Consider the following 22,452-nt stretch of genomic DNA (forward strand, 5'->3'; position numbering starts at 1 on the left):
AAGACAATCCACGATGCAACGATGCTAGCAGAGGCCGCCGTCGACGCGGCCGGCGCGGACGCCGCGCAACGCTGGCGCGAACGCGATTTGGCGGTGCTCTGGCACCCTTGCACGCAGATGCGCGAGCACCCGCACACGCTGCCGTTGCTGCCGATCGAACGCGGCGAGGGCGCCTGGCTGGTCGGCTACGACGGCCGCCGCTACCTCGACGCGATCAGCAGCTGGTGGACCAACCTGTTCGGCCACGCCGAACCGCGCATCGCCGCGGCCATCGGCCAGCAGGCGCGCACCCTGGAGCACGTGCTGCTGGCCGGCTGCTCGCACGCGCCGGCGGTCGAACTGGCCGAGCAATTGCTGGCGCTGGCACCGCGCCAGCCCGGGCGCGCGCCGCTGGCCAAGGTGTTCTACGCCGACAACGGCTCGGCCGGGGTCGAGGTCGCGTTGAAGATGGCGTTCCACTGGTTCCGCAACCGTGGTGAAGATCGCCGCACCAAGTTCGTCGCGCTTGAGGGCGGCTACCACGGCGAAACGTTGGGCGCGCTCGCGGTCGGCGACATCCCGCTGTACCGCCGCGTGTATGCGCCCCTGCTCGCCCAAGCGTTGTTCGCGCCATCGCCCGACGCCTACCTCGCCCGCCCCGCCCAAAGCGCGGCCAGCCACGCCGAGGACGCCGCCGATGCGCTGGCGCGGTTGCTCGACGACCACGCCGGCGAGGTCTGCGCGCTGATCCTCGAGCCGTTGGTGCAGTGCGCCGGCGGCATGCGCATGCACGACCCGGTGTACCTCAAGCGCGCGCGCGAATTGTGCGACGTGCACGGGGTGTTCCTGATCGCCGACGAGATCGCGGTTGGCTTCGGCCGCAGCGGCAGCCTGTTCGCGTGCGAGCAGGCCGGGGTGATGCCCGACCTGCTGTGCCTGTCCAAGGGCCTGACCGGTGGCGCGCTGCCGCTGGCGGCGGTGCTGGCCACCCAGGAACTCTACGACGGCTTCCTCGACGACTCGCGCGAAAAGGCGTTCCTGCACTCGCACAGCTACACCGGCAACCCGCTGGCCTGCGCCGCGGCGCTGGCGTCATTGGCGATCTTCGCCAGCGACGACGTCCTCGCGCGCAACCGCGCGACCGCGGCGCGCATGGCCGCGCTGGCGGCGCCGTTCAAGCTGCACCCGCACGTCGCCGACGTGCGCCAGACCGGCATGGTGGTGGCGTTCGAGCTCACCCGCAACGGCGACAAGCGCACGCCGTTCGACCCCGCGGCGCGGGTCGGCCTGCGCGCCTACCGTGCCGCGCTCGAGCGCGGCGTGCTGCTGCGGCCGCTGGGCGACGTGCTGTACTGGATGCCGCCGTACTGCATCGACGACGAGGCGCTGGTGCTGCTCGCCGGCGCCACGCGGGCCGCGATCGATGCCGCCACTGCGGATGCCGGCGCATGCGCCTGACCCGCGTCCATGTCGCCGCGCCGCTGCGCGCCGGCAGCGAGATCGCCCTGCCCGAAGCCAGCGCCGCGCACCTGTCGCGGGTGCTGCGGCTGGGCCTGGGCGATGCCTGCGTGCTGTTCAACGGCGACGGCCACGACTACGCCGCGCGGATCGTCGCGGTCGGCAAGCGCGAATTGCGGCTGGCGGTCGGCGACGCCACGCAGGTGCGACGCGAGTCGCCGCTGGCGATCACCCTGCTGCAGGGCATCGCCCGCGGCGAGAAGATGGACCTGATCCTGCAGAAGGCGACCGAACTGGGCGTCACGCAGGTGCGGCCGTTGTCCTCGCAACGCAGCGAGGTCCGGCTCGACGACGCGCGCGCGGAGAAGCGGCTCGCGCATTGGCGGGCGGTCGTCGCCGCGGCCTGTGAACAAAGCGGGCGCGCGACGGTGCCGGACGTGCACGCGCCGCTGTCCCTGGCCGCAGTGCTGGGCGCGTTGCCGGACGGCGGGCTGCGCCTGATCCTCGACCCGGACGGTGAGGTCGGCCTGCGCACGCTCGATGTGTTGCCCGGCACGCCAGTGCTGTTGGCGGTCGGTCCGGAAGGCGGCTGGTCGCCGCTAGACCGCGAACAGTTGCAAGCGGCGGGGTTCGGTGGACTGCGGCTGGGACCGCGGATCCTGCGCACGGAAACCGCGGGGCTGGCCGCGATCGCGGCACTGCAGGCGCGGTTCGGCGACCTGGCGTAGGGCGGGTTTCAACCCGCCGTAGTGTGTTGGTGTCGTCGGAACGCCCGACCGCGGGCCAGCCCCGGAACCAGCTCGAACGCGCGTTACGCGGCCTGCGCCAACGCGACCTGGATCATGCCCTCGATCGCCTCGAGGTCCGGCACGAAGGCGCTGTTGTCGTTGTGCAGCACGCGCGCGTGCACGCCCAACGGCAGCGCCCCGCCTTCGGGATCGAGCACCAGGCCCTCGTTCGACACTGTCACCAGGCGCGGGAAGCCCTGGGTCAGCATCGCGAAGTACGGCGTCTTGGGATTGCCGCCGACCGCCTTGAGCACCACCACCTTGCTGCCCAGGCCGGCGCGTTCGTCGGCCAGTCCGGCCAGCTGCGCGAACGCGACCAGCGGCAGCTGCCAACCGCGCCAGCGCATCCGGCCGAGCAGCCAGTCGGGCGCCGAATCGATCGGCTCCGGCGGCGCGTAGGCCAGCACCTCGGCAATGGTCGCGTTGGGCAGCAGCAGGCGCGCGCCGGCGAGCTGGATCAGCACGCCGCGGATGTCCGCCTGCTCGCCCGCCTGGACCGGCGTCACCGCTGCGGGAGCCGCTGCGGCCAGCACTTCAACCGATGTTGCGGCCGGCGGAGCGGGCTTCGCCGGGACGGCCACGTGCTTGGATTGCTGACGCGTATTCTTCTTCGACACGAGCTATTCCTCAGGTGCGCCAGCGTTCGGCCAGGCGCTGGGCCAGTTCGGCCGGTTGCCCGGCCGCGCCGCCACGCGCGATCAGCGCACTGGGCGCGGTCGCGTCGTAGCAGCCGTCCGGGGCCTGGCCGGCCACCAATGCGCCCGCCCAGGAGTGATTCATGACCGCGTCGACCAGCGCCGGGTCGCTGCCGCTGAGCAGCAACACCGCGCTGTCCGCGGACGGCAGCGCCGCCAACAGGTTGTCGCCGCCGGTGATGAACTGCAGGTCGTCGTTGGCTAGGGCGACACCGATATCGGGGGGCACGATGTACACCGCACCCGCCACCGCCAGTCCGCCGGGCTCGGCCAGCTTGACCCGCAGCGAGGTCGCGCGCTGCATCTGCGCCACCAGCTTGTCGAAGCGGCCGCCGTCGAGGCGTTGCTGGACCAGCACCGGCCGCGCGAAGTCCGCAGGCAAACCGCCGAGCAGCTGCCGCACCGCATCCGGGCCACCGATGCCGGACACCACCAGCACCGCGCCATTGGCCTGGGCCGGGCCCTTGACCACGCGGTCGTCGACCAGCTCCATGGAAGCGATGCGCCGGTCCAGCTCGTCCAGGTCGTGGCGGAAGCGGTGGTCGCTGGCGCGGGTGCCGCTCGCACTAGCGCCTGTCGCGCCCGGTTCGCCGCTGTCGTCGAGCGAAAGCTCCATGGCCGAGACGGCATCGCTGGCAGCGGTCGCCGGCAGGTCCAGCTCGGTCGCGAACCCAGTGAGGTCGCGTTCGGCCGGTGCGCCGGGAGCATCGTCCAGGCTGTCGCGATCGAAGGACAGTTCGGCGACGTGTTCACGACCCGCCGCGGATGGATCGCTGCGCAGGTCGTCCAGGGTCAGTTCGAAATCGTGGTCGAGCGTAAACGGCAGGACCACGCCCGCGGGCGTGCCCATATCGGCGGTTTCCGCCGTGACCGGGTCGAAGGCGCCACCGTAGACCGGCCCCGCGCCGTCGGAATGCGTCGACGGCGTCGGCTCGTGATGGTCCTCGCCGCCGGGCGGCAGCACATCGCCGTGCCGGTGCAACTTTGCGGCCAGATGGCGGACCCAGCGCGCCGCTTCCCAGCCTTCGCGGCGCGCGGCCAGCTCGGCCTCGTCGAAGATCACTTCGATCGCCGGGTCCTGCAGGGTCGCGTCGAAGCGCTCGAGCGCGTCCTCGGTCTGGGCGTCGAGCGCGACCAGCAGCACCTGCGCGCCCGCATCGGCGAGCGCGGCCGGGTCCAGCGTCGCCGGATCCCCTTCCAGCACCAGCTGCGCACCGGCTTCGCTCAGCGCCGCACGCAACCGGTCACAGGCCACGCCCGGACGCGCCAGCAAGGCGACGCGGCGGCCGGTGTCGGTCAGTGCGGCGCTGCTCACGGGCGGTCACTCATGGTCGCGGCCGGTCCCCAGCAGTTCGTGCACGTTGCGCATCAGCTCGGGCTCCTGATAGGGCTTGCCGAGGTAACGGTTGACACCGATCTCGAACGCGCGCTGGCGGTGCTTGTCGCCGGTGCGCGAGGTGATCATCACGATCGGCACGTCGCGCAGGCGCGGATCGGCTTTCATCGCGGTGGCCAGCTCGTAGCCGTCCATGCGCGGCATCTCGATGTCGAGCAGCATCAGGTCGGGGACCACGTCGACCATGCGCTCGAGCGCGTCGAGGCCGTCCTTCGCGGTCAGCACCTCGAAGTTGTGGCGCTCCAGCACGCGGCCGGTGACCTTGCGCATCGTGACCGAGTCGTCGACCACCATCACCAGCGGCACCGGGCGGTGCTCGACCACAGGGGTCGGAACCGCGACGAAGTCGCGCGGCAGCGCGGCATGGCGGCGCACCAGCGGGGCGACGTCGAGGATCACGACCACGCGGCCGTCGCCCATGATCGTTGCGCCGAAGATGCCCGGGACCGAGGCGACCTGCGGGCCGACCGGCTTGACCACGATCTCGCGGCTGCCGATGACTTGGTCAATGCTGACCGCGGCGCGCAATTCACCGGCGCGGATCAGCAGCAACGGCATCTGCAGGTGGCCTTCGGCCTTGGCCGGCGCATGGCCGAGCAGCAGGCCCAGGTCGTGGACCGCGTAGTCCTCGCCGCCGTAGCGGTAGTTCGCGTCGGCGCCGAGTTCGTGCGCCTTGGCCAGTTCGTCGCGGCCGATGCGGCCGACGCCGCGGACCGAGGCGATCGGCACGGCAAAGGTGGTCTCGCCGACCCGCACGAACACCGCCTGAGTGACCGCGAGCGTCTGCGGCAGGCGCAGGGTGAAGGTGACGCCCTGGCCCGGGTTGGAATGGATGTCGAGCGTGCCGCCAAGCTGGCGGACTTCGCTGGCGACCACGTCCATGCCGACACCGCGGCCGGCCAGACGGCTGACTTCGTCGGCCGTCGAGAAGCCCGGCTCGAGGATCAGCATGTCCAGGTCGGAGTCCGACAGCACCGCGTCGGCGCGTACCAGCCCGCGTTCCTCGCCCCGGCGCCGGATCGCGGCGCGGTCGAGGCCGGCACCGTCGTCGCCGACTTCCAGCACGACTTCCGAGCCTTCGCGGCGCACCGCGATATGGATCGTGCCCTCTTCCGACTTGCCGGCCTGCTTGCGCTTGCCCGGGATTTCCAGGCCGTGCGCGACCGAGTTGCGCAGCATGTGCTCCAGCGGCGCGGTCATGCGCTCGAGCACGTTGCGGTCGAGTTCGCCCTGGGCGCCGTCGAGCTTGAGCTGGACCTGCTTGCCCAGTTCGCCCGCGGCCTGCCGCACCACGCGGCGCAGGCGCGGCAACAGCGCATCGAACGGCACCATGCGCGTGCGCATGAGGCCTTCCTGCAGGTCTGAGCTGACTCGCGACTGCTGCAGCAGCAAGGTTTCGTACTGGCGCGTCAGGTCGTCGAGAGTGACCTGCAGGCTGACCTGGTCCGATGCCGACTCCGACAGCGCGCGCGACAGCTGCTGCAGGGTCGAGAAGCGGTCGAGTTCGAGGGGGTCGAACGTGGCGTCGACGGTCTCGTGCTCGCGCTGGTAGCGCGCGATGATCTGCGCCTCGGTCTCGATCTCGAGGCGGCGCAGCTGGTCGCGCACGCGGACGTTGGTCGCCGCCAGTTCGGTGATCGCGCCACGGAACGCGCCCAGCTGCTGCTCGAGTCGGGCGCGGTAGATCGCGACTTCGCCGGCGTAGTTGACCAGGCGGTCGAGCAGGTCGGCGCGGATGCGCACCTGCTCCTGCGGCGCGCGCACGCCGATGTCCTCTTCATCGCCGACCGGCGAATCGGACATCGGGGCCGACAGCGGCTTGAGTTCGACCTTCAGCGCCGGGATCGCGCCGCCCTCGGAGGCGAGCGCATCGGTCGGCGCGACGGTCTCGGCGCGGCTCCAGATCTGTCCGCGCGAACGCGCCTCGAACTCGGCGATGAGTTCTTCCGGCATCGCGATCGCGCGGCGGCTGCCGACCCGGGTGACCATCGCGTGCAGGCGGTCGAAGCCGCGCTCCAGCAACGGGATGCCGTCGCGGCCAAGCTCGCGACGGTGGTCGACCACCGCCTCGAGCAACGACTCCATGACGTGGCCAAGTTCGCCCACGGCCATGATGCCGGCCATGCGCGCGCCGCCCTTGAGCGTGTGCAGGTCGCGCTGCAGGCCGACCAGCGGCTCGCGCTCGCCCGGCGCCGCGCGCAGCTGCGCGAGCAGGCCGTCGGAATGGTCGAGCAGGTCGCTGCCTTCCTCTACGAAGATGTCGACCAGTTCCGGGTCGAGCCCGGTCAGGTCGAGGGCCTCGTCGGGGTCGTCGTTCGCGGCGAGTGCGCCGGCGAGCAACGCGGCCACCGCGGGTTCGGGAGCCGCTTCACGGCCGGATTCGGCCTCGGCGCTGGCGTCGGCCGCAGCCGCGTCGCTGTCGTCGCGGGCGTGAACGGCATCAGCGCCGGACGCGGACTCGCCTTCCAGAACCTCGACCAGATCGTCGCCCTGCGAGCCCGCAGCCAGGTGCTCGGCTTCGCGCTGCTGGGTCTCGCGCGCAGCACGTTCGGCTTCGGCGTACTCCGCTTCGAGGCGCTCGTACTCGAGGCGTTCTTCTTCCTCCAGGCGCTCGGCTTCGGCACGTTCGGCTTCGAGACGCTGGGCTTCGAGGCGTTCGGTTTCGCTGCGCTCAGCTTCAACGCGCTCTGCTTCGAGGCGTTCTTCTTCCGCGAGGCGCTCGGCTTCGGTGCGCTCGGTTTCCAGGCGCTCGGCTTCGAGACGCTCGGCATCAAGACGTTCGGCTTCAAGACGCTCGGCTTCAAGACGTTCGGCTTCGACGCGCTCGGCTTCAACGCGCTCTGCGTCGAGGCGTTGGGCTTCGGCACGTTCGGCTTCCGTACGCTCGGTTTCCAGGCGCTCGGCTTCGAGACGTTCGGCTTCGGCACGCTCGGCTTCGACACGCTCGGTTTCGAGGCGTTCGGCCTCAGCACGTTCGGCCTCGAGACGCTGGGCTTCGAGGCGTTCGGCTTCGAGGCGCTCGGCTTCAGCGCGCTCGGCTTCGAGACGTTCGGCTTCGACGCGCTCGGCTTCGGTGCGCTCGGCTTCGACACGTTCCAGTTCGGCACGTTCGGTCTCGAGCCGTTCGGCTTCGAGGCGCTCGGCTTCAACGCGCTCGGCTTCGAAGCGTTCCAGTTCGGCACGCTCGGCTTCGAGGCGTTCGGCTTCGAACGACCGCGCACTTTCCTCGGTCGCTTCCCCGGCATAGGCGCTCAGGTCGAGGGCGTCGAGCGTGGGCTCGGTGCCGGCGTGGACCGCATCGAGGTCGTCGCCTTCTTCGACCAGCATCGGTGCACGCACGTCCGGCAGGCTGTCGCGCAGGGCGACCATGCGTTCGGCCAGTCCCTCGAACAACGGTACGCGCGGCGACGACGATTCCAGCGTCGCCAGCGTGCGGCGGATCGCGTCGGCGACCGCCGCCACTGCCGCCACGCCTTCGGCGCTGGGTGCCGCGCCGCTGGCGAGCAGCCGCTTGACGTAGATCTCGGTGGGGGCGGTGGCATCGGTGATGACCGGCACTTCGGTCATCGCAAACGCGCCGTTGAGGGTGTGGATCGCGCGCTGCACGCCGTCATCCGCCGGCTGCGGCGCTGCCAGCCAATCCTCGATGGTGGCCAGGTGGCCCTTGACCTCGGCCCCCAGGATTTCCAGCAACACCGGGTCGACCGAGGCCGGCACGGTGGCCTCCTCGAAGTCCGCCGCTTCGGCGACCCACTCGTCGGCCAGCTCCGGGGTCTGTTCCGCGATTTCTTCCACGTCCAGGTCGCCGGCATCTGCCGCAGCGTCTTCGGCCGCGGCATCGACAAGCGTCTCGGCAATGGCTTCCTCGACCACCGGCGCGATTTCCGGCGCAGGCGCGGCAGCGACCGGGGCAACGTACAGCGCTTCCTCGCCCGCGGCCAGGCGGTCGGCGACCGCCTCGATGCCGGCGAGATCGGCGGTCACCGGCGCGGTGCCTGCCAACGCGGCGTGCAGGTGCGGCAAGGTCGCGTAGGCGTGCTCGACGATCGCGATCACGGCCGGCGTGGCCGGCCGCGTGCCATCGAGCACGCGGTTGAGCATGTTCTCGATCTTCCAGCTGAACTCGCCCAGCACGCGCGCGCCGACCAGCCGGCCACTGCCCTTGAGGGTGTGGAACACGCGGCGGATCGGACGCAGCTGCTCCGGCTCGCCGGGAGCGTTGCGCCAGGTCGGCAGCATCTGGCCGAGATTGGCGATCTCTTCGTCGAGTTCCTCGAGGAACACCTCGCGGATCTCGTCGTCGATATCGTCGCTCTGGTCGAACCCGCCCAGGCCCACGGTGGCTGCCGGGACGACCGGCGCCACCGGCAAAGCGGGCGCGTCCTGGGTGACCGCAGGCTCGGCGACCTCGGCCGGCGATTCGTTCGACGCGGCCAGCTCCGGCTGCGCCTGTGGACCGAGCGCAGCCGGCTCCAGATGCGCATCGATGATCTCGTCGGCGACCAGCGGCGCGTACGCGGCGACCTCTTCGGCCGGCAGCGGCCAGTAACGCAGGCGCTCAAGGCTGTGGCGCGCGATCTCGAGGATGTCGTCGCGGTTCGGGCGCTGGTCGCGCAAGGCTTCGAGGTAGTACTCGAGGCTGGCCAGGGCGTCGGCCAGGGTGTCGAGCTGCTGGCCGCTGGGCACGCGCTTGCGGCCGATCAGCTCGACCTCGGCGTAGCGCTTCACCGCGATCAGGTACTGCGCGGGCAGCGCCAGTTCGATGATGCGCAGGGCGCCGGCGACCTCGTCGAGCAGGCGCGGCACTTCGACCAGTTCGGCGTGGTCCCAGTTGGTCTCGACGAAGGCGACGAAGGACTGGCGGGCGTCGCCGAAGTTGGCAATCGCCTCGCGCACCACCACGTTCAACACCTTGCGCGACTCGCTGGCCAGCAGGTCCTCGTTGCCGCTGTCGTCGGGCAGGCCGAGACGGGCGACCTGGTCGTCCAGCGAGGCGTCGACGTAGAGCAGCGCGCCGGCGATGTCGAGCAACGCGGTCTCGTCGGCGGCGCGCTGGCCGCCGACGATCTCGCGCATGGAGTCGCGCTGCTGCAGCACCACGGTGCGGGCCACGCCCAGCCCCATCATGCCGAGGGTGTCGCTGACCCGGGTCAGTGCCTCGACTTGCGGGTGCAGTTCGGCGACGTCGCTGCGGCCGGTGCGCAGGTACAGGTCGAGCGCATCCTTGACCCGCAGCAGGTCTTCCTTGATCGCGGCCGACACGGTGTCGAGCAGCGCGCGGTTGCGGCCGCTGAGGCTGCCGCGCGCGTGCGCAAGCTCGGATTCGCTGGGCTGCGCATCGAGCTGGAAGGTCTGGCGCAGGCTGTCGAGCGCCTGGTGGCGGCCGTCGCTGTGGGCGACGTGGTACAGCAGCTGGCGGGTGGGTTCGGCGGCGGGCTCGAGCCGCGGCGCGCTGAAACCATCGTCTTCGAGCAGTTGCCGCGCTTCGCGCTCGACGCCGGAAAACGCCTGGCGCAAGGCCTTGGTCGGCGGCAGCGCGCCATCGCGCAGGGCGCCGGCGACCGACGAGGCCACCCACAGCATGCGCCGCAGCGGCTCGACTTCGACGTCGGCGAGCAGGTGGTCGACCGCGAGCGCGAGCTCGGACGCGTCGGACGGGGCGCCGTCCTCGGGCCATGCGGCCAGCGCCGCGCGGAACGCGGCCATCTGCGGCGCGACCGCGGCACGGCTGGACGGTCCCGCCGTGGGTGCCGGCAAGCCGGCCGGCAGCGGGCGGTCGAGATCGGGCGAGAACAAGGCGCTCTCGCTCAGGCCGGGCTCGCCATGCGTGGCGCGCAGCTCGTTGAGCAGCGGCAGCAGCACGATCGGGATGTCGCGGTGGCCGCCCTGCAGGCGTTCCAGGTAGTCGGGCAACTGCACCACGCCGCGCATCAGCGCCGCGCAGGCTTCGTCGCGGTCGGCAACTCGGCCCTGCTGCAGCGCGGTGGCGAGCCGCTCCATCTCCTCGGCCACCATGGCCGGCGCGTACAGCTCGATCATGCGCAAGGTGCCGTGCACCTGGTGCAGGTGGCCCGCGCACACGCGCATGGCGCTGCCGTCACCGGGGTTCTCGGCGTAGGCCTCGATCTCCTGGCGCGCGTGGCGCAGGGTCTCGTCCAGCTCGGGCTTGATCCAGCCCAGCGTGGTCGTGTCGATCGCCTCGCGCATCACGGTCATCGCGCACCCCGCATGGCAGCGGGGCCGCGCCGTGCGCAGCGGTGGCGACCGTGGGCGGACCAGGCCTTGTCAGACCGGCCCTGAGCAGACGTGTTCATGCTTCGATCCAATTGTTCGTCAGGCCGGCAGCTTGAAGTCGGCGACCGAGCGGCGCAGGTCGGCGGCCAGCTGCGCCAGGTTGCCAATCGACTCGGCCGTCTGGTTGGCGCCTTGCGTGGTCTGCGAGGTGATCTGCTGAATCGTGTTCATCGTCTGGGTGATGTTGGCCGCGGCGCCGGACTGCTGCTGCGCGGCGGTCGAGATGCCCTGAATCAACCCGGACAAGTCGGACGACACCTTTTCGATCTCGCCCAGCGCGGTACCCGCGTCCTCGGCCAGGCGTGCACCGGCGACCACTTCGGAGGTCGTCTGCTCCATCGAGCTGACGGCCTCGTTGGTGTCGGACTGAATGGTCTGGACCAGGGTCTCGATGCGCTTGGTTGCGTTGGAAGTGCGTTCTGCGAGGCGTTGCACTTCGTCGGCCACGACCGCGAAGCCGCGGCCCGCTTCACCGGCCGAGGCCGCCTGGATCGCGGCGTTCAGCGCCAGGATGTTGGTCTGTTCGGAAATGTCGTTGATCAGCTCGACAATCGAGCCGATTTCCTGCGAGCTCTCGCCCAGGCGCTTGATGCGCTTGGAGGTTTCCTGGATCTGGTCACGGATGTTGTCCATGCCCTGAATCGTCTGGCGCACCACGCCGGCGCCCTTGGTCGCGATCTGCACCGAGCGCTGCGCCACTTCGGCCGACTCGGTGGAGTTCTTCGAGACCTGGTCGATGCTGGCGGCGATTTCGCTGATGCGGTCGGAGGCCGAGGAGATTTCCTGCGCCTGGTGCTCTGCCGCTTCGGCCAGGTGCATCGCGGTGGCCTGCGTTTCCTGCGCGCTGGAGGCGACCTGCACCGAGGTGTCGGTGATCGTCTGCACCAGGCTGCGCAGCTGCTCGACGGCGAAGTTGATCGAGTCGGCGATCGCGCCGGTCATGTCTTCGGTGACCGTCGCCTTGACCGTGAGGTCGCCTTCTGCGAGCGAGCCCATTTCGTCCAGCAGGCGCATGATCGCCTCCTGGTTGCGGTCGTTGAGTTCCTTGGTGGTGAGGTAGCGCTTCTTCTGCTGGCTGTTGAGCGAGAGCACCAGGAACACGATCGCGGCCAACGCGGCAAAACCCGACAGGATCGAGATCCACAGGTTGCCCAGGATGCTGGTGTCCTTGAGCGAGCCGAAGGCGGTGAACGCGCCGAACAGGCGCTTGCTGTCGGTGAGCAGCTTGTCCGAGCCGGCGGTGATCGCGGCGGCCGAGGACTGCGCGCGGAACAGGTTCTGCGAGCTGGCGGTGATCGCGTCCAGGTCCTTCTTCATCTCCAGCCACAGGGTCTCGGCCTGACCGAGCGCGGCCAGCGCGCCGCCGTTGCCCAGCGGGGTCACGCCGAACGAGGCGTCGCCCTTGCGCAGGCCGGTCAGCACGTTGCCGAACACGGCGGCGTCGCGGCCGAGCGCCTCACCGGCGAGCGAGGCGCCAGTGCCACCGGCGCGGATTTCGGTGATGCGGCGGGCCATCGTTCCCGACAGCACGACCTGGCGCAGGGCGATGTAGACCTGCGAAGACGGCGAACCCGACGCCGACATCGCGCGCACCAGCTCGTCCAGGCGCGCCTGCAGCTGCGGCACGCGGCTGGCGAAGCTGTCGGCGTTGCCGGCCAGGGCCAGCACCGCCTTTTCGCTGGCGACCACCTGCTCGGCGCTCTTGCCCAGCGGGCCCCAGGTCGCGGTCACGGCCTCGATCGGGCCGGACACGCCGGCGGTCGTGCCGAAGTTGTTGTTGAGCAGGGCGACGTCTTTCTCGATCGAAGCCTTGGTGGCCTTGAACGCTTCGAACGACTTGGCGTCGCCGCCGACCGCCGCCTGGCCCTGCACCGCGAGCTGCTGCGAGAGCACCTGCAGGTCCGAGGCCGAGGAACTGGCGCCGCCGAGGCGGGCCGCCTTCCAGGTCGCATAACCGGTGTTGAGGCCGAAGACCAACACCGAGATGCCCAGCACGATCAACCAGGTGTTGACGCCCAGGTTGCGAGCCTTGCCGGCGACGGAGTTCATGTCAGTGCTCATGGTTTTATCTCAGCTGCGTTGCGTGTGCGACGTTCGCGGGCTTCATGCCGCGGCGGCTTGTCGGAATTCAGGCGTGCGGGCCAACCGTTCCAGGCTGAAGACACCCCACGGGTGGTCGCCCAAGCGGTAGGCCCGGTCGATGAAATGGGCGTAGCGGCCTTCGGCGAGGTGCTCGGAGGCGATTTGTTCGGACTCGATCTGCTGTTGTTCGTTGAAGCTGCGCTGGCCGAACAGTTCGTCGATCAGCACCGCGACGTCGCCGCCGGGCTGGCGCACCAGCAACACGCGCTGGCCTTCGTGCAGCACCGTGCGCTCGCCCTCGAGGAACTGCTTGAGGTCGACGATCGGCAGCAAGTTGCCGCGCACGTTGGCCACGCCGAGCATCCACGGCTGCGCGCCGGGCACCGCGGTGACCGGCGGCATCGCCAGGATTTCCAGCACCTCGTCGAAGCCCGACGCCAGGCGCCGTGCCCCGATGCGGTAGCCCACGCCACGCCACAGGCCCGGCGCGTCGAGCTGCTCGGGCAGGCCGGGCACGTGCGCCAGGGCGCGGCGCTCGTAATCGGCCAGCACCTCGAACGGCGACAGGCTGATGGCGGCGCGTTTCATCTCAGGCGCCCAGCAGCACGTTGATGCGGGCGATCAGGTCGTCCTCGCGCGGGGGCTTGACGATGTAGTCCTTGGCGCCCTGGCGCAGGCCCCAGGCCTTGTCGGTGTCCATGCCCTTGGTGCTGACGATCAGCACCGGGATGGCCTTGGTGTCGGCGTCGCGCGACAACGCGCGGGTGGCCTGGAAGCCGTTCATGCCCGGCAACACCAGGTCCATCAGCACCAGGTCGGGCCGCTCGCGGCGGCAGGCATCGATGCCGTCCTCGGCGCTGCCCGAGGACAGCACCTCGTGGCCATTGCGCTCGAGCAGTTGGGTCAGGACCGCCGTATCGGTCGGCGAGTCGTCGATAAGAAGAATACGTGCCATTGAGTGCCTTACCCCCCGGTCAGGCGTTGTTGACGTGCGTGCGGATCGCGTCGAGCAGTTCTTCGCGGGTGAATGGTTTGGTCAGGTACTGCTCGGAACCCACGATGCGGCCACGCGCCTTGTCGAACAGGCCGTCCTTGGACGACAGCATGATCACCGGCGTGCGCTTGAACAGCTGGTTGTTCTTGATCAGCGCGCAGGTCTGGTAGCCATCCAGGCGCGGCATCATGATGTCCACGAAAATGATCTGGGGCTGCTGGTCGGCGATCTTGGCCAGTGCCTCGAAGCCGTCGGTGGCGGTCACCACGTCACAGCCCTCGCGCTTCAACAACGTCTCGGCAGTCCGACGGATGGTCTTGGAATCATCGATCACCATGACCTTCAAGCCGTCGAGGCTGCCGTTGCGACCCTCGTCTTGCATTCTTTGCTCCCCCTGGCGAACGCCGCGCTGTCCCCGGCGCTCCGCGTAGATGTCCTTTATTCCAAGCCGCGTCCAGCCTGTCAACAGGCAATTTTTGTCACAACAAATCTGAACACGACCACATTGCGTCAGGCGCGCTGCAGGCGCCTGCTACCATCGCCGCCACCACCTCGCACAGCCCCGCCCATGCCCCTCGACATCGTCGTCGTGATGGACCCGATCGGGTCGATCAAGATCGCCAAGGATTCGACGTTTGCGATGTTGCTCGAGGCCCAGCGCCGCGGCCACCGCCTGTTTTACGTGATTCCCGGCGGCCTGTCGCTTCGCGATGGCGCCGCCCACGCCCGCATGGCGCCCCTGGGCGTACGCGAGGACGCCGGCGCCTGGTTCGAACTGGGCGCGGCGTCACAGGTGGCGCTGGGCGCCGGGCACGTGGTGCTGATGCGCAAGGACCCGCCAGTCGACGCCGAGTACATCCACGACACCCAGATCCTCGGCTTGGCCCAGCAGGCCGGGGCGCGGGTGCTCAACGACCCGCAGGGCCTGCGCGACTACAACGAGAAGCTGGCCGCGCTGCTGTTCCCGCAGTGCTGCCCGCCGACCCTGGTCAGCCGCGACCTGGCCGCGCTCAAGGCGTTCGTGGCCGAGCACGGCGAGGCGGTGCTCAAGCCGCTCGACGGCATGGGCGGGCGCTCGATCTTCCGCGCCCGCGCCGGCGAGGCCAACCTCAATGTGATCCTCGAGACCCTGACCCAGGGCGGGCACAGCCTGGCCATGGCGCAGCGCTACCTGCCCGAGATCAGCGCCGGCGACAAGCGCATCCTGCTGGTCGACGGCATCCCGATCGACTACTGCCTGGCGCGGGTCCCGCAGGGCGACGAGTTCCGCGGCAACCTCGCCGCCGGCGGCAAGGGCCACGGCCAGCCGCTGAGCGAGCGCGACCGCTGGATCGCCGCCCAGGTCGGGCCGGAGATGAAGCGCCGCGGCATGCTGTTCGTGGGCCTGGACGTGATCGGCGACTACCTGACCGAGGTCAACGTCACCAGCCCGACCTGCATTCGCGAACTCGACGCACAGTTTGGGCTCAACATCGCCGGCACACTGTTCGATGCGATCGAAGCAGGAATTCCAGGCACGGCATGAGCGCAGTTGCGGCAGGGGCCACCGCCGGTGGCTACGGCGGGGTCGGCGAAAACCAGCGGCTGGGCGCGACCATGGCGCTGTCGGTGCTGGTGCACGGCGTGCTGCTGCTCGGCGTGGGCTTCGCGCTGGAAACCGCCGCGCCGGTGATGCCGACCCTGGACGTGATCCTGACCCAGACCGCCAGCGCGCTGACCCCCAAGCAGGCCGATTTCCTCGCCCAGGCCAGCAACCAGGGCGGCGGCGAGCACGACAAGACCACCCGCCCGCGCGACAACCAGTCCGGCGCGGCGCCGCAGGCCGAGCCCGGGGTCGCGCCGCGGCCGCTGCGCGCGCAGTCGCCGGCGCCGCAACCGGCGACCCAGGCGCGCGTGGTCAGCAGCGCCCGCGGCGAGGCGCAGGTGGCCACGCCCCGCGCCACCCCCGCGCCGAGCGAACGCCCGCTGCCGGTCGGCCGCGAGAAGATCGAGCGCGACATGCGCATGGCGCGGCTCGCCGCCGAGATCCACCTGCGCTCCGAGCGCTACGCCAAGCGCCCTAAGCGCAAGTTCGTCTCGGCCAGCACCCAGGAGTTCGCTTGGGCCGGCTACATGCGCGAGTGGGTCGATCGGGTCGAACGGATCGGCAACCTCAACTACCCCGACGAGGCACGTCGGCGCCGATTGCAGGGCCAGGTGGTGATCTCGGTGGCGATCCGCCGCAATGGCACGGTCGAGCGCGCCGACATCGTGCAATCCAGCGGCACCCCGCTGCTGGATTCGTCGGCGCTGCGGATCGCCAAGCTGGCCGAGCCTTACCCGCCGCTGCCCAAGACCGACGACAACCCCGACATCCTGCACGTCACCCGGACCTGGAATTTCCTGCCCGAGGGCGCGCTGGTCGACGAGTAGCCACGGTGCGCCTGTAGGTCGGGGCCTGCCCGGACTGCTTCAGCGGCGGCGCGGAGAAAAGCGATCCGAGCAGGCTCGGAGCTACAAACTCAGGGCGTGGAACCCATCACTGCCGCGATGCGCGCAGCGCCTGCTGCTCGGCGCTGGTGAGCGCGACGTTGTTGCGCAGGTAGGCCGGCTCGACGCGCTCGGCCTCGATCGCTTCGCCCCGCTCCCAGGCCTTGACCGCCAGCCGCGCGACATCCGCCGCGCGGGGCAGCGCACCGGCGTCGATGTGGTCGAAGCGCGCCGCCAGGCGCCGTGGCAGCGCGCCGTCGCTGGCGGCGAAGCCGGTGCCGACCCCGTGCCAGCCGCTGGCCTCATCCGGCAGCGCGACAGCGTCGGGCGCGGCGAGCAGTTCGTCGCCGATCGCGAACGTGTCGCCGTCGCGCAGCTCATACGCGGCCGCATAGACCTCGCCCATGCGCGCATCGATCGACGCCAGCACGCGCGTACCTTGGGCCTGCAGCGCCAACGCCGCCAGCGTCGACACCGGCAGCAGCGGCCGGTCGAGCGCGAGCGCGATCCCTTGCGCGATCGCGATCGCCAGGCGCACGCCGGTGAACGCGCCGGGGCCGCGACCGAGCGCCACCGCGTCGAGCTGCGACTTCCGGATGCCGGCTTCGGCGAGCAGCTGTTCCGCCCATGGCAGCGACAGCTCGGCGTGCCGGCGCGGCGCGAGCTCGAAACGCTCACGCACCTCGCCGTCGATCCACAGCGCGACCGAGCACGCCTCGGTCGCGGTTTCGAAGGCCAGCAGTTTCATGGCGCTCGCTTCGTCATGCCGGCGCCTGCGACGGATCGTTCGGGTTGGGTTGCCACAGCTCGACCAGGTGCCCTTCCGGGTCCATCACGTAGCCGAACTTGCCCTGCTCGCTGTCCTCACCGCGCTCGAGCACGTTGCAGCCTTCCTCGCGCAGGGCCGCGAGCGTCGCATCGAGGTCGTCGACGCGAAAATTCAGCATGAAGGGCTTGTCGCTGGGCGCGAAGTACTCGGTGCTGGCCTTGAACGGCGACCAGACCGTGCAGCCACGCTCGCCGGTGGGCGCGTCCTGGCCCTCGATCCGGTTCCAGTGGAACAGCGCGCCACCCCAGTCCTCGACCCCGAAGCCCAGGTGCTTGGCGTACCAGGCCGAAAGCTGCTCGGGATTGTCGGACTTGAAGAACACGCCGCCCAAGCCGTGCACGCGCGGTTTCGTGTCAGCCATGGACCTGCTCCTGCGAAGGGTGGGACAGCGATTCTGCCGCAAAGAACCCGGCGACATCCTCGGCCGCGCGCGTGCGCGGCAGCGGCGGCAGCGACTCCAGGAACACCCGGCCGTAGCTCTTGGACAGCAGCCGCGGGTCGCACAGCACCAGCACGCCGCGGTCGGTCTCGCTGCGGATCAGGCGGCCGGCGCCCTGCTTGAGCGCGATCACCGCCTGCGGCAGCTGCTCGTCGCGGAACGGGTTGCCGCCGGCACGGCGGATCGCCTCCAGCCGCGCCTCGAACACCGGGTCGTCCGGCGCGCCGAACGGCAGCTTGTCGATCACCACCACGCTGAGCGCATCGCCGGCGACGTCGACGCCTTCGCGGAAGCTCGCCGCGCCCAGCAGCACGCCGTTGCCGGAGGCGCGGAAGCGTTCCAGCAGCAGCGAGCGCGGCGCCTCGCCCTGCACGAACAGCGGCCAGGGTCCGCCACGCAGCAGCTCGGCGGCTTCGCGCAGCGCGCGGTGCGAGGCGAACAGCACGAACGCGCGCCCCCTGGAAGCCTCCAGCACCGGGCGCAACGCCGCGACCATCGCCTCGTTGTAGCCGCGCACGGTCGGCTCGGGCAGGCCTCGCGGCAGGTAGCACAGCGCCTGGCGTTGCCAGTCGAACGGGCTGGGCGCGAGCAGCGTGGTCGGGTCGTGCAGGCCGAGCTTGGTCGCGTAATGGTCGAAACGGCCGCCGACCGCGAGCGTGGCCGAGGTGAACACCCACGCCGCCTGCGAGCGCACGCGGTGTTCGGCGAGCGGACCGGAGACGTCGAGCGGGGTGCGGCTGAGGCGGAAGCCGCGCGCGGTGAGCTCATACCAGCGCACGCTGTCGTCGTTGCGATCCACCAATGCCCCGGCCGAAGCGTCCTCTTCAGCACCGCCCGCGGCAGCCTTCGACTCAGCAGCCGCCGCAGCATCCAGCTCGGCGAAATCGTCCGCGTACTCATCGTGCGCCGCGTGCACGACCGCCTCGCCGCGCCAGCGCTGCAGGCGCAGCTCGAAGTCGCGCGCACGCACGGCGCAGCCCTCGAACCCGGGCGAGGTCGCGGCCAGCGGCAGCAACGCCGCGTGCAGTTGCCGCAACGCCAGCGCCAGCGCATCGAACGCGTCTTCGGCCTCGGGCCGTTCGGCGGCGCGCCCGCGGGTGCCACGTACCGGCAGCTCGTCCATCGCACTGCGCAGCGCGCGCACCGCGTGTTCGAGTTCGCGTGCCGGCGCCTGCAAGGTCGCCAGCGCCGCCGGCACGTCCTTGCATTCGGCCAGTGCGTCGCGCGCCAGCTCGACCAAGGGACGCGCGCTGAGGTTCTCGCCGAAGAACTGCGCGGCCAGGTCGGGGAGCTGGTGCGCCTCGTCGACCACGAACGCCTGCGCGCCGGGCAGGATCTCGCCGAAGCCTTCCTGCTTGAGGGCCAGGTCGGCGAGCAGCAGGTGGTGGTTGACGACCACGATGTCGGCCGCCTGCGCGCGCTGACGCGCCTGCACCACGAAACACTCGCCGAAGAACGGGCACTCGCTGCCGAGGCAGTTCTCGGCGGTCGAGGTCACCATCGGCAGCAGCGGCGAGTCCTCGGGCAGCGCTTCCAGTTCGGCCATGTCGCCCATCCGGGTGCGGCCGGACCAGGCGACGATGCGCTGGAACTGCGCGGCCAGCTCGCGCGATCCGAAGCGCGGCTCTCCCTGCGCCTGGCGCATCCGGTAGTGGCACAAATAGTTCGCGCGGCCCTTGAGCAGCGCGGTCTTGAGGCCGGTGCCGAGCGCGTCGCGCACGCGCGGCAGGTCGCGGTGGTAGAGCTGGTCCTGCAGCGCGCGGGTGCCGGTGGAGATGATGGTCTTCTTGCCCGACAGCAGCGCCGGCACCAGGTAGGCGAAGGTCTTGCCGGTGCCGGTGCCGGCCTCGGCGAGCAGCGTGCCGCGGCTGTCGAACGCCTCGGCGATCGCGGCGGCGAGGTCCTGCTGCGCCGGGCGCGGTGCGAATGCGGCGATGTTGCGCGCCAGCTCGCCGCCCTCGACCAGCGCCGCGCGGCTGGCCTGGCTTAACCGACTGTCGACCACGGGCGCCTCAGAACCGGTTGGGCGCGGCAACGGTGCAGGCGTCGCGTTGCTGGCGCGCGTCGGCGGCGGTGGCCGGCGCGGTCGTCGAAACGGCAACTTGCGGCGGCCGCGCGTCGCGCACCTGGGCGATCGTTTCCCAGTGCCGGCGGCACAGCGGGCCGACCTTGGAACCGGTCGCGAACGCGCGCTCGGCGTGGCGCTGCGCGTCGTCCAGCGCGTGCAGCAGCAGTGCCGCCTCGGCGCGCTCCTGCAGCAGCGCCGGGTCGTCGGGGTTGATCGCCAAAGCGCGGTCGAGCGCGGTGGCGGCGGCGCGGTACGCGCGCTTGGCCTCGAGCGCGGCGGCCTGCTGGCGCAGGTCCTCGACCTGGGGATCACGCAGCGGCTGCACGTCCAGTTCGGTCGCATCGGCGCCGCCGGCGGCGCGGATCGCGGCGACCGCGGCCACCGCGTCGAAGGTCGGCAATGGCGGCATCTCGGACGGCGCCGTCGCACACGCCGCCAGGGCGAGGCAGACAGCAACGCTGGCCGCGCGCGCTGCGTCGCGCCATGTCAGCGCCGACGTCATTCGCCGTCTTCCGGCGGCGGCAGCCGCTTGGCCGGATCCGGTTCGCGCGGCTCGTCGTCCTCGCGCCGCTCGTCGCGGTCGCCGAAGCCGAACCAGTCGCGCCAGCCGCCGTCCTGCTCGGACTCCTCGTCGACCGCCGGCTGCGGCGCCGGGCACGGCGTGTAGCCCGGCGCGAAGCCCTGCACGAACGCGAATCGGCGCGCGCCGCCGCAGCCGGCGTCGGTGGTGTTCTGGCCGATCACCCACTGCCAGTCGAGGCCTTCGTCGGTGACCTTGAGCGGCGCCGTCGGCAGCCGCGCGAAGATCGCCGACCACACCCGCATCGCGCCGGTGGCGCCGTACAGGCCGGTGGTCTGGTTCTGGTCGTTGCCGACCCAGATCACCGCGAGGTGGTCGCCGGTCCAGCCGGCGAACCAGCTGTCGCGGCCGTCGTTGCTGGTGCCGGTCTTGCCGGCCGGCGACAGGCGGCCCAGGCCGTCGCGCATCAGCTGCGCGCCGGTGCCGCTCGATACCGCCTGCTGCAGCGCGATCGTGGTCAGGCGCGCGGCGATCGCATCGCCCTGCTGGGCGGGCGCCGGTTCCTTGTCGTAGCGGTTGACCACTTTACCGTTGGCGTCGAGCACCCCGCGCACCGCGTGCAGCGGCTGGATCTCGCCGCCGGAGGCGAGGAACTGGTACAGCTGCGCCATCGCGTACGGGCTCTGGTCGGTGGCGCCGAGGATGACCGACGGGTTGGTGTCGGTCTGGATGCCGGCCAGCGTGCGCACCAGGTCGGCGATGCGCTCGGGCTCGATCTGCATGCCGACGCGTACCGTGGCCTGGTTGTACGACTGCGCGAGCGCGTCGATCAGGCGCACCGTGCCGTGGCTGCGGCCGTCGGAGTTGCCCGGGTTCCAGCGCTTGCCCTTGCCGAGCGTCACCGTGACCGGCGAATCGTCGACATAGCTGGCCAGCGAGTACTTGCCCGGCTGCGCCAGCGCGAGCAGGTACACGAACGGCTTGAGCAGCGAGCCGACCGGCCGCTGCGCCTCGACCGCGCGGTTGAAGCCGTGGCCGGCGAAGTCGCGGCCTCCAACCACCGCGACCACCTCGCCGTTGTGCACGTCGGTCATCACCAGGCCCGACTGCAACGGCGCGCGCCGCTTGCCCAGGCCCTTCAGCGTGCGCGTCACCGCGCCCTCGGCGTAGGCCTGCGCCGATGGCGCCATCCCGCTCATCACGCTCAGGCCGGCGCCGGCGAGGGCGTCGGCGGGGTAGTCGCGCGCGAGCTGGCGGCGGACCAGGTCGACGTAGGCGGGGAAGCGGTTAGCGGCGACGCTGCCCGGCGTCTTGGTGATGCCCAGCGGCGCCTTCAGCGCGCGCTGGTACTCGGCGTCGTCGATCAGGCCGGTCTCGTGGAACTCGCCGAGCGCGAAGTTGCGGCGCTGCGTCGCGGCCTCCGGGTTGCGGCGCGGGTCGTACGCCGACGGTCCCTTGACGATGCCGACCAGCAGCGCGACCTGCTCGGTGTTGAGGTCGCGCAGGTCGCGGCCGAACCAGAACTCGGCGCCCGCGGCGACGCCGTGGATTGCCTGCGAGCCGCGCTGGCCGAGGTACACCTGGTTGAGGTAGGCCTCCAGGATGGTGCGCTTGTCGTAGCGCGCCTCCATCAGCATCGCGTAGAGGATCTCCTTGCCCTTGCGGGTGAAGGTCTGCTCGCGGCCGATGCCGAGCAGGCCACTGCGCGCGAGCTGCTGGGTCAGGGTGCTCGCGCCCTGGCGCTTGCCGCCGGTCACGTTCTTGAACGCCGCGCGCAGCATGCCGCTCAAGTCGATGCCCATATGGCTGTTGAAGTCGCGGTCCTCGACCGCCTGCAGGCCGGTGACGAGCAGCTCGGGCACCTCCTCGATCCGCACCAGCCGGCGTTCTTCCTGCTGTTGGCCGTACAGGGTCGCGATCCGCGCCGGGTCGAGGCGCACCGACTTGAGCGCCTGCTTGCGGCCGGCATCGCGCACGCTGGCGACCTTGCCGCCGGACAGCACCAGCTCGATGCGGCGGCCGCCGACCACGCCGTCGACGTCGTTGAAGCCGCGGCTGGAGATCAGCCAGCGCCCGCCATTGCGCGAGTACGAGCCCGGGCGGCTGCCGTCGCCGTCGCGGTAGGCGGCCGCGTCGAGTTCGGTCTTGAGCGTGGTCGCGTCGAGCGTCAGGCCGGGCGCAAGTTCCAGCGGCCGCGCGTACACGCGCGTCGGGATCTGCCAGCGCAACTGGCCGAAGCGCTGCCCGACTTCGTGGTTCAGGTACAAGGTGTACGGGATCAGGAAGCCCAGGCCGAGGCCGATCGCCGCCAGGGTCCAGGTGACCAGCCGCCGGCGCCACTGCGGGGCCGGGTTGTCGGGGTAACTGTCGTCTTCGTCGTAATCGATTCGGGCCACGGGATGACACAATGACAGGGCTGCGCCCAAGTGGCTGCGAGTCTA

At 70.8% G+C, this 22,452-nt stretch carries 17 protein-coding genes and 1 pseudogene; 5 read left to right on the forward strand and 13 right to left on the reverse strand.

The annotated features are described in order from the left end of the window. Window positions 1-21: 21 nt before the first annotated feature. A complete protein-coding gene (gene bioA / locus ACFQZQ_RS11930) occupies window positions 22-1,437 on the forward strand; it encodes an adenosylmethionine--8-amino-7-oxononanoate transaminase (RefSeq protein ID WP_386813055.1) in 1,416 nt (471 codons plus the stop codon). Then, the gene (locus tag ACFQZQ_RS11935; protein WP_386813021.1) at window positions 1,428-2,165 is read left to right on the forward strand and encodes a 16S rRNA (uracil(1498)-N(3))-methyltransferase; all 738 of its coding nucleotides are present in this window, start codon (window positions 1,428-1,430) and stop codon (window positions 2,163-2,165) included. The genes bioA and ACFQZQ_RS11935 overlap by 10 nt, the downstream gene beginning before the upstream one ends. A gap of 83 nt (window positions 2,166-2,248) precedes the next feature. On the opposite strand, the gene ACFQZQ_RS11940 is transcribed toward ACFQZQ_RS11935, so the two are convergent. The 3 genes from ACFQZQ_RS11940 to ACFQZQ_RS11950 all read right to left on the reverse strand — a co-directional run bounded on the left by ACFQZQ_RS11940 (window position 2,249) and on the right by ACFQZQ_RS11950 (window position 6,665). Further along, window positions 2,249-2,731, reverse strand: a complete 483-nt coding sequence (locus ACFQZQ_RS11940) for a chemotaxis protein CheW (protein ID WP_386813056.1) — start codon at window positions 2,729-2,731, stop codon at window positions 2,249-2,251. A 121-nt stretch (window positions 2,732-2,852) separates the two neighbouring features. Further along, entirely contained in the window at window positions 2,853-4,235 is a 1,383-nt protein-coding gene (locus ACFQZQ_RS11945) for a chemotaxis protein CheB (protein ID WP_386813022.1), read from the reverse strand. Between the two features lie 6 nt (window positions 4,236-4,241). After that, a complete protein-coding gene (locus tag ACFQZQ_RS11950; RefSeq protein WP_386813057.1) occupies window positions 4,242-6,665 on the reverse strand; it encodes a response regulator in 2,424 nt (807 codons plus the stop codon). Here ACFQZQ_RS11950 and ACFQZQ_RS11955 point away from each other — a divergent pair. After that, window positions 6,641-7,831 carry a pentapeptide repeat-containing protein gene (locus tag ACFQZQ_RS11955; protein ID WP_386813058.1) on the forward strand — a complete coding sequence of 397 codons (1,191 nt, stop codon included), beginning with the start codon at window positions 6,641-6,643 and terminating at the stop codon, window positions 7,829-7,831. The two genes, ACFQZQ_RS11950 and ACFQZQ_RS11955, sit on opposite strands and share 25 nt — an antisense overlap. Here the strand turns inward: ACFQZQ_RS11955 and ACFQZQ_RS11960 are convergent. The 5 genes and pseudogenes from ACFQZQ_RS11960 to pilG form a co-directional block, all read right to left on the reverse strand. After that, window positions 7,764-10,532: pseudogene (locus tag ACFQZQ_RS11960) on the reverse strand (Hpt domain-containing protein); the annotation flags it as partial. The gene ACFQZQ_RS11955 and the pseudogene ACFQZQ_RS11960 sit on opposite strands and share 68 nt — an antisense overlap. Window positions 10,533-10,649: 117 nt before the next feature. Then, window positions 10,650-12,671 (reverse strand): methyl-accepting chemotaxis protein, encoded by a 2,022-nt coding sequence (locus ACFQZQ_RS11965; protein ID WP_386813023.1) that lies wholly within the window; start codon window positions 12,669-12,671, stop codon window positions 10,650-10,652. 42 nt (window positions 12,672-12,713) lie between these two features. Then, a complete protein-coding gene (locus ACFQZQ_RS11970; RefSeq protein WP_386813024.1) occupies window positions 12,714-13,280 on the reverse strand; it encodes a chemotaxis protein CheW in 567 nt (188 codons plus the stop codon). Between the two features lies 1 nt (window position 13,281). Next, window positions 13,282-13,647: a response regulator gene (locus tag ACFQZQ_RS11975; RefSeq protein ID WP_386813025.1), complete on the reverse strand. Its 366-nt coding sequence runs from the start codon at window positions 13,645-13,647 to the stop codon at window positions 13,282-13,284. A gap of 19 nt (window positions 13,648-13,666) precedes the next feature. Then, entirely contained in the window at window positions 13,667-14,068 is a 402-nt protein-coding gene (gene pilG, locus ACFQZQ_RS11980) for a twitching motility response regulator PilG (RefSeq protein ID WP_386813026.1), read from the reverse strand. Between the two features lie 186 nt (window positions 14,069-14,254). Between pilG and gshB the strand changes: the two genes are divergently transcribed. Both gshB and ACFQZQ_RS11990 read left to right on the forward strand, forming a co-directional pair. Beyond that, a complete protein-coding gene (gshB, locus tag ACFQZQ_RS11985; RefSeq protein ID WP_386813027.1) occupies window positions 14,255-15,211 on the forward strand; it encodes a glutathione synthase in 957 nt (318 codons plus the stop codon). Continuing rightward, window positions 15,208-16,098 (forward strand): energy transducer TonB, encoded by an 891-nt coding sequence (locus tag ACFQZQ_RS11990; RefSeq protein ID WP_386813029.1) that lies wholly within the window; start codon window positions 15,208-15,210, stop codon window positions 16,096-16,098. Before gshB ends, ACFQZQ_RS11990 begins: the two co-directional genes overlap by 4 nt. A gap of 106 nt (window positions 16,099-16,204) precedes the next feature. On the opposite strand, the gene tsaB is transcribed toward ACFQZQ_RS11990, so the two are convergent. The 5 genes from tsaB to mrcB form a co-directional block, all read right to left on the reverse strand. Continuing rightward, entirely contained in the window at window positions 16,205-16,903 is a 699-nt protein-coding gene (gene tsaB, locus ACFQZQ_RS11995; RefSeq protein WP_386813030.1) for a tRNA (adenosine(37)-N6)-threonylcarbamoyltransferase complex dimerization subunit type 1 TsaB, read from the reverse strand. Window positions 16,904-16,916: 13 nt separating this feature from the next. Next, on the reverse strand, window positions 16,917-17,345 hold the full coding sequence (locus ACFQZQ_RS12000; protein ID WP_386813031.1) for a VOC family protein: 429 nt from the start codon (window positions 17,343-17,345) through the stop codon (window positions 16,917-16,919). Continuing rightward, the gene (locus ACFQZQ_RS12005) at window positions 17,338-19,428 is read right to left on the reverse strand and encodes an ATP-dependent DNA helicase (protein WP_386813032.1); all 2,091 of its coding nucleotides are present in this window, start codon (window positions 19,426-19,428) and stop codon (window positions 17,338-17,340) included. The genes ACFQZQ_RS12000 and ACFQZQ_RS12005 overlap by 8 nt, the downstream gene beginning before the upstream one ends. A gap of 7 nt (window positions 19,429-19,435) precedes the next feature. Further along, entirely contained in the window at window positions 19,436-19,900 is a 465-nt protein-coding gene (locus ACFQZQ_RS12010; RefSeq protein ID WP_386813033.1) for a hypothetical protein, read from the reverse strand. Between the two features lie 89 nt (window positions 19,901-19,989). Beyond that, window positions 19,990-22,407, reverse strand: a complete 2,418-nt coding sequence (gene mrcB / locus ACFQZQ_RS12015; protein WP_386813035.1) for a penicillin-binding protein 1B — start codon at window positions 22,405-22,407, stop codon at window positions 19,990-19,992. Window positions 22,408-22,452: the final 45 nt, after the last annotated feature.

The organism is Lysobacter koreensis (assembly GCF_042677045.1).
GTDB lineage: Bacteria > Pseudomonadota > Gammaproteobacteria > Xanthomonadales > Xanthomonadaceae > Lysobacter_K > Lysobacter_K koreensis.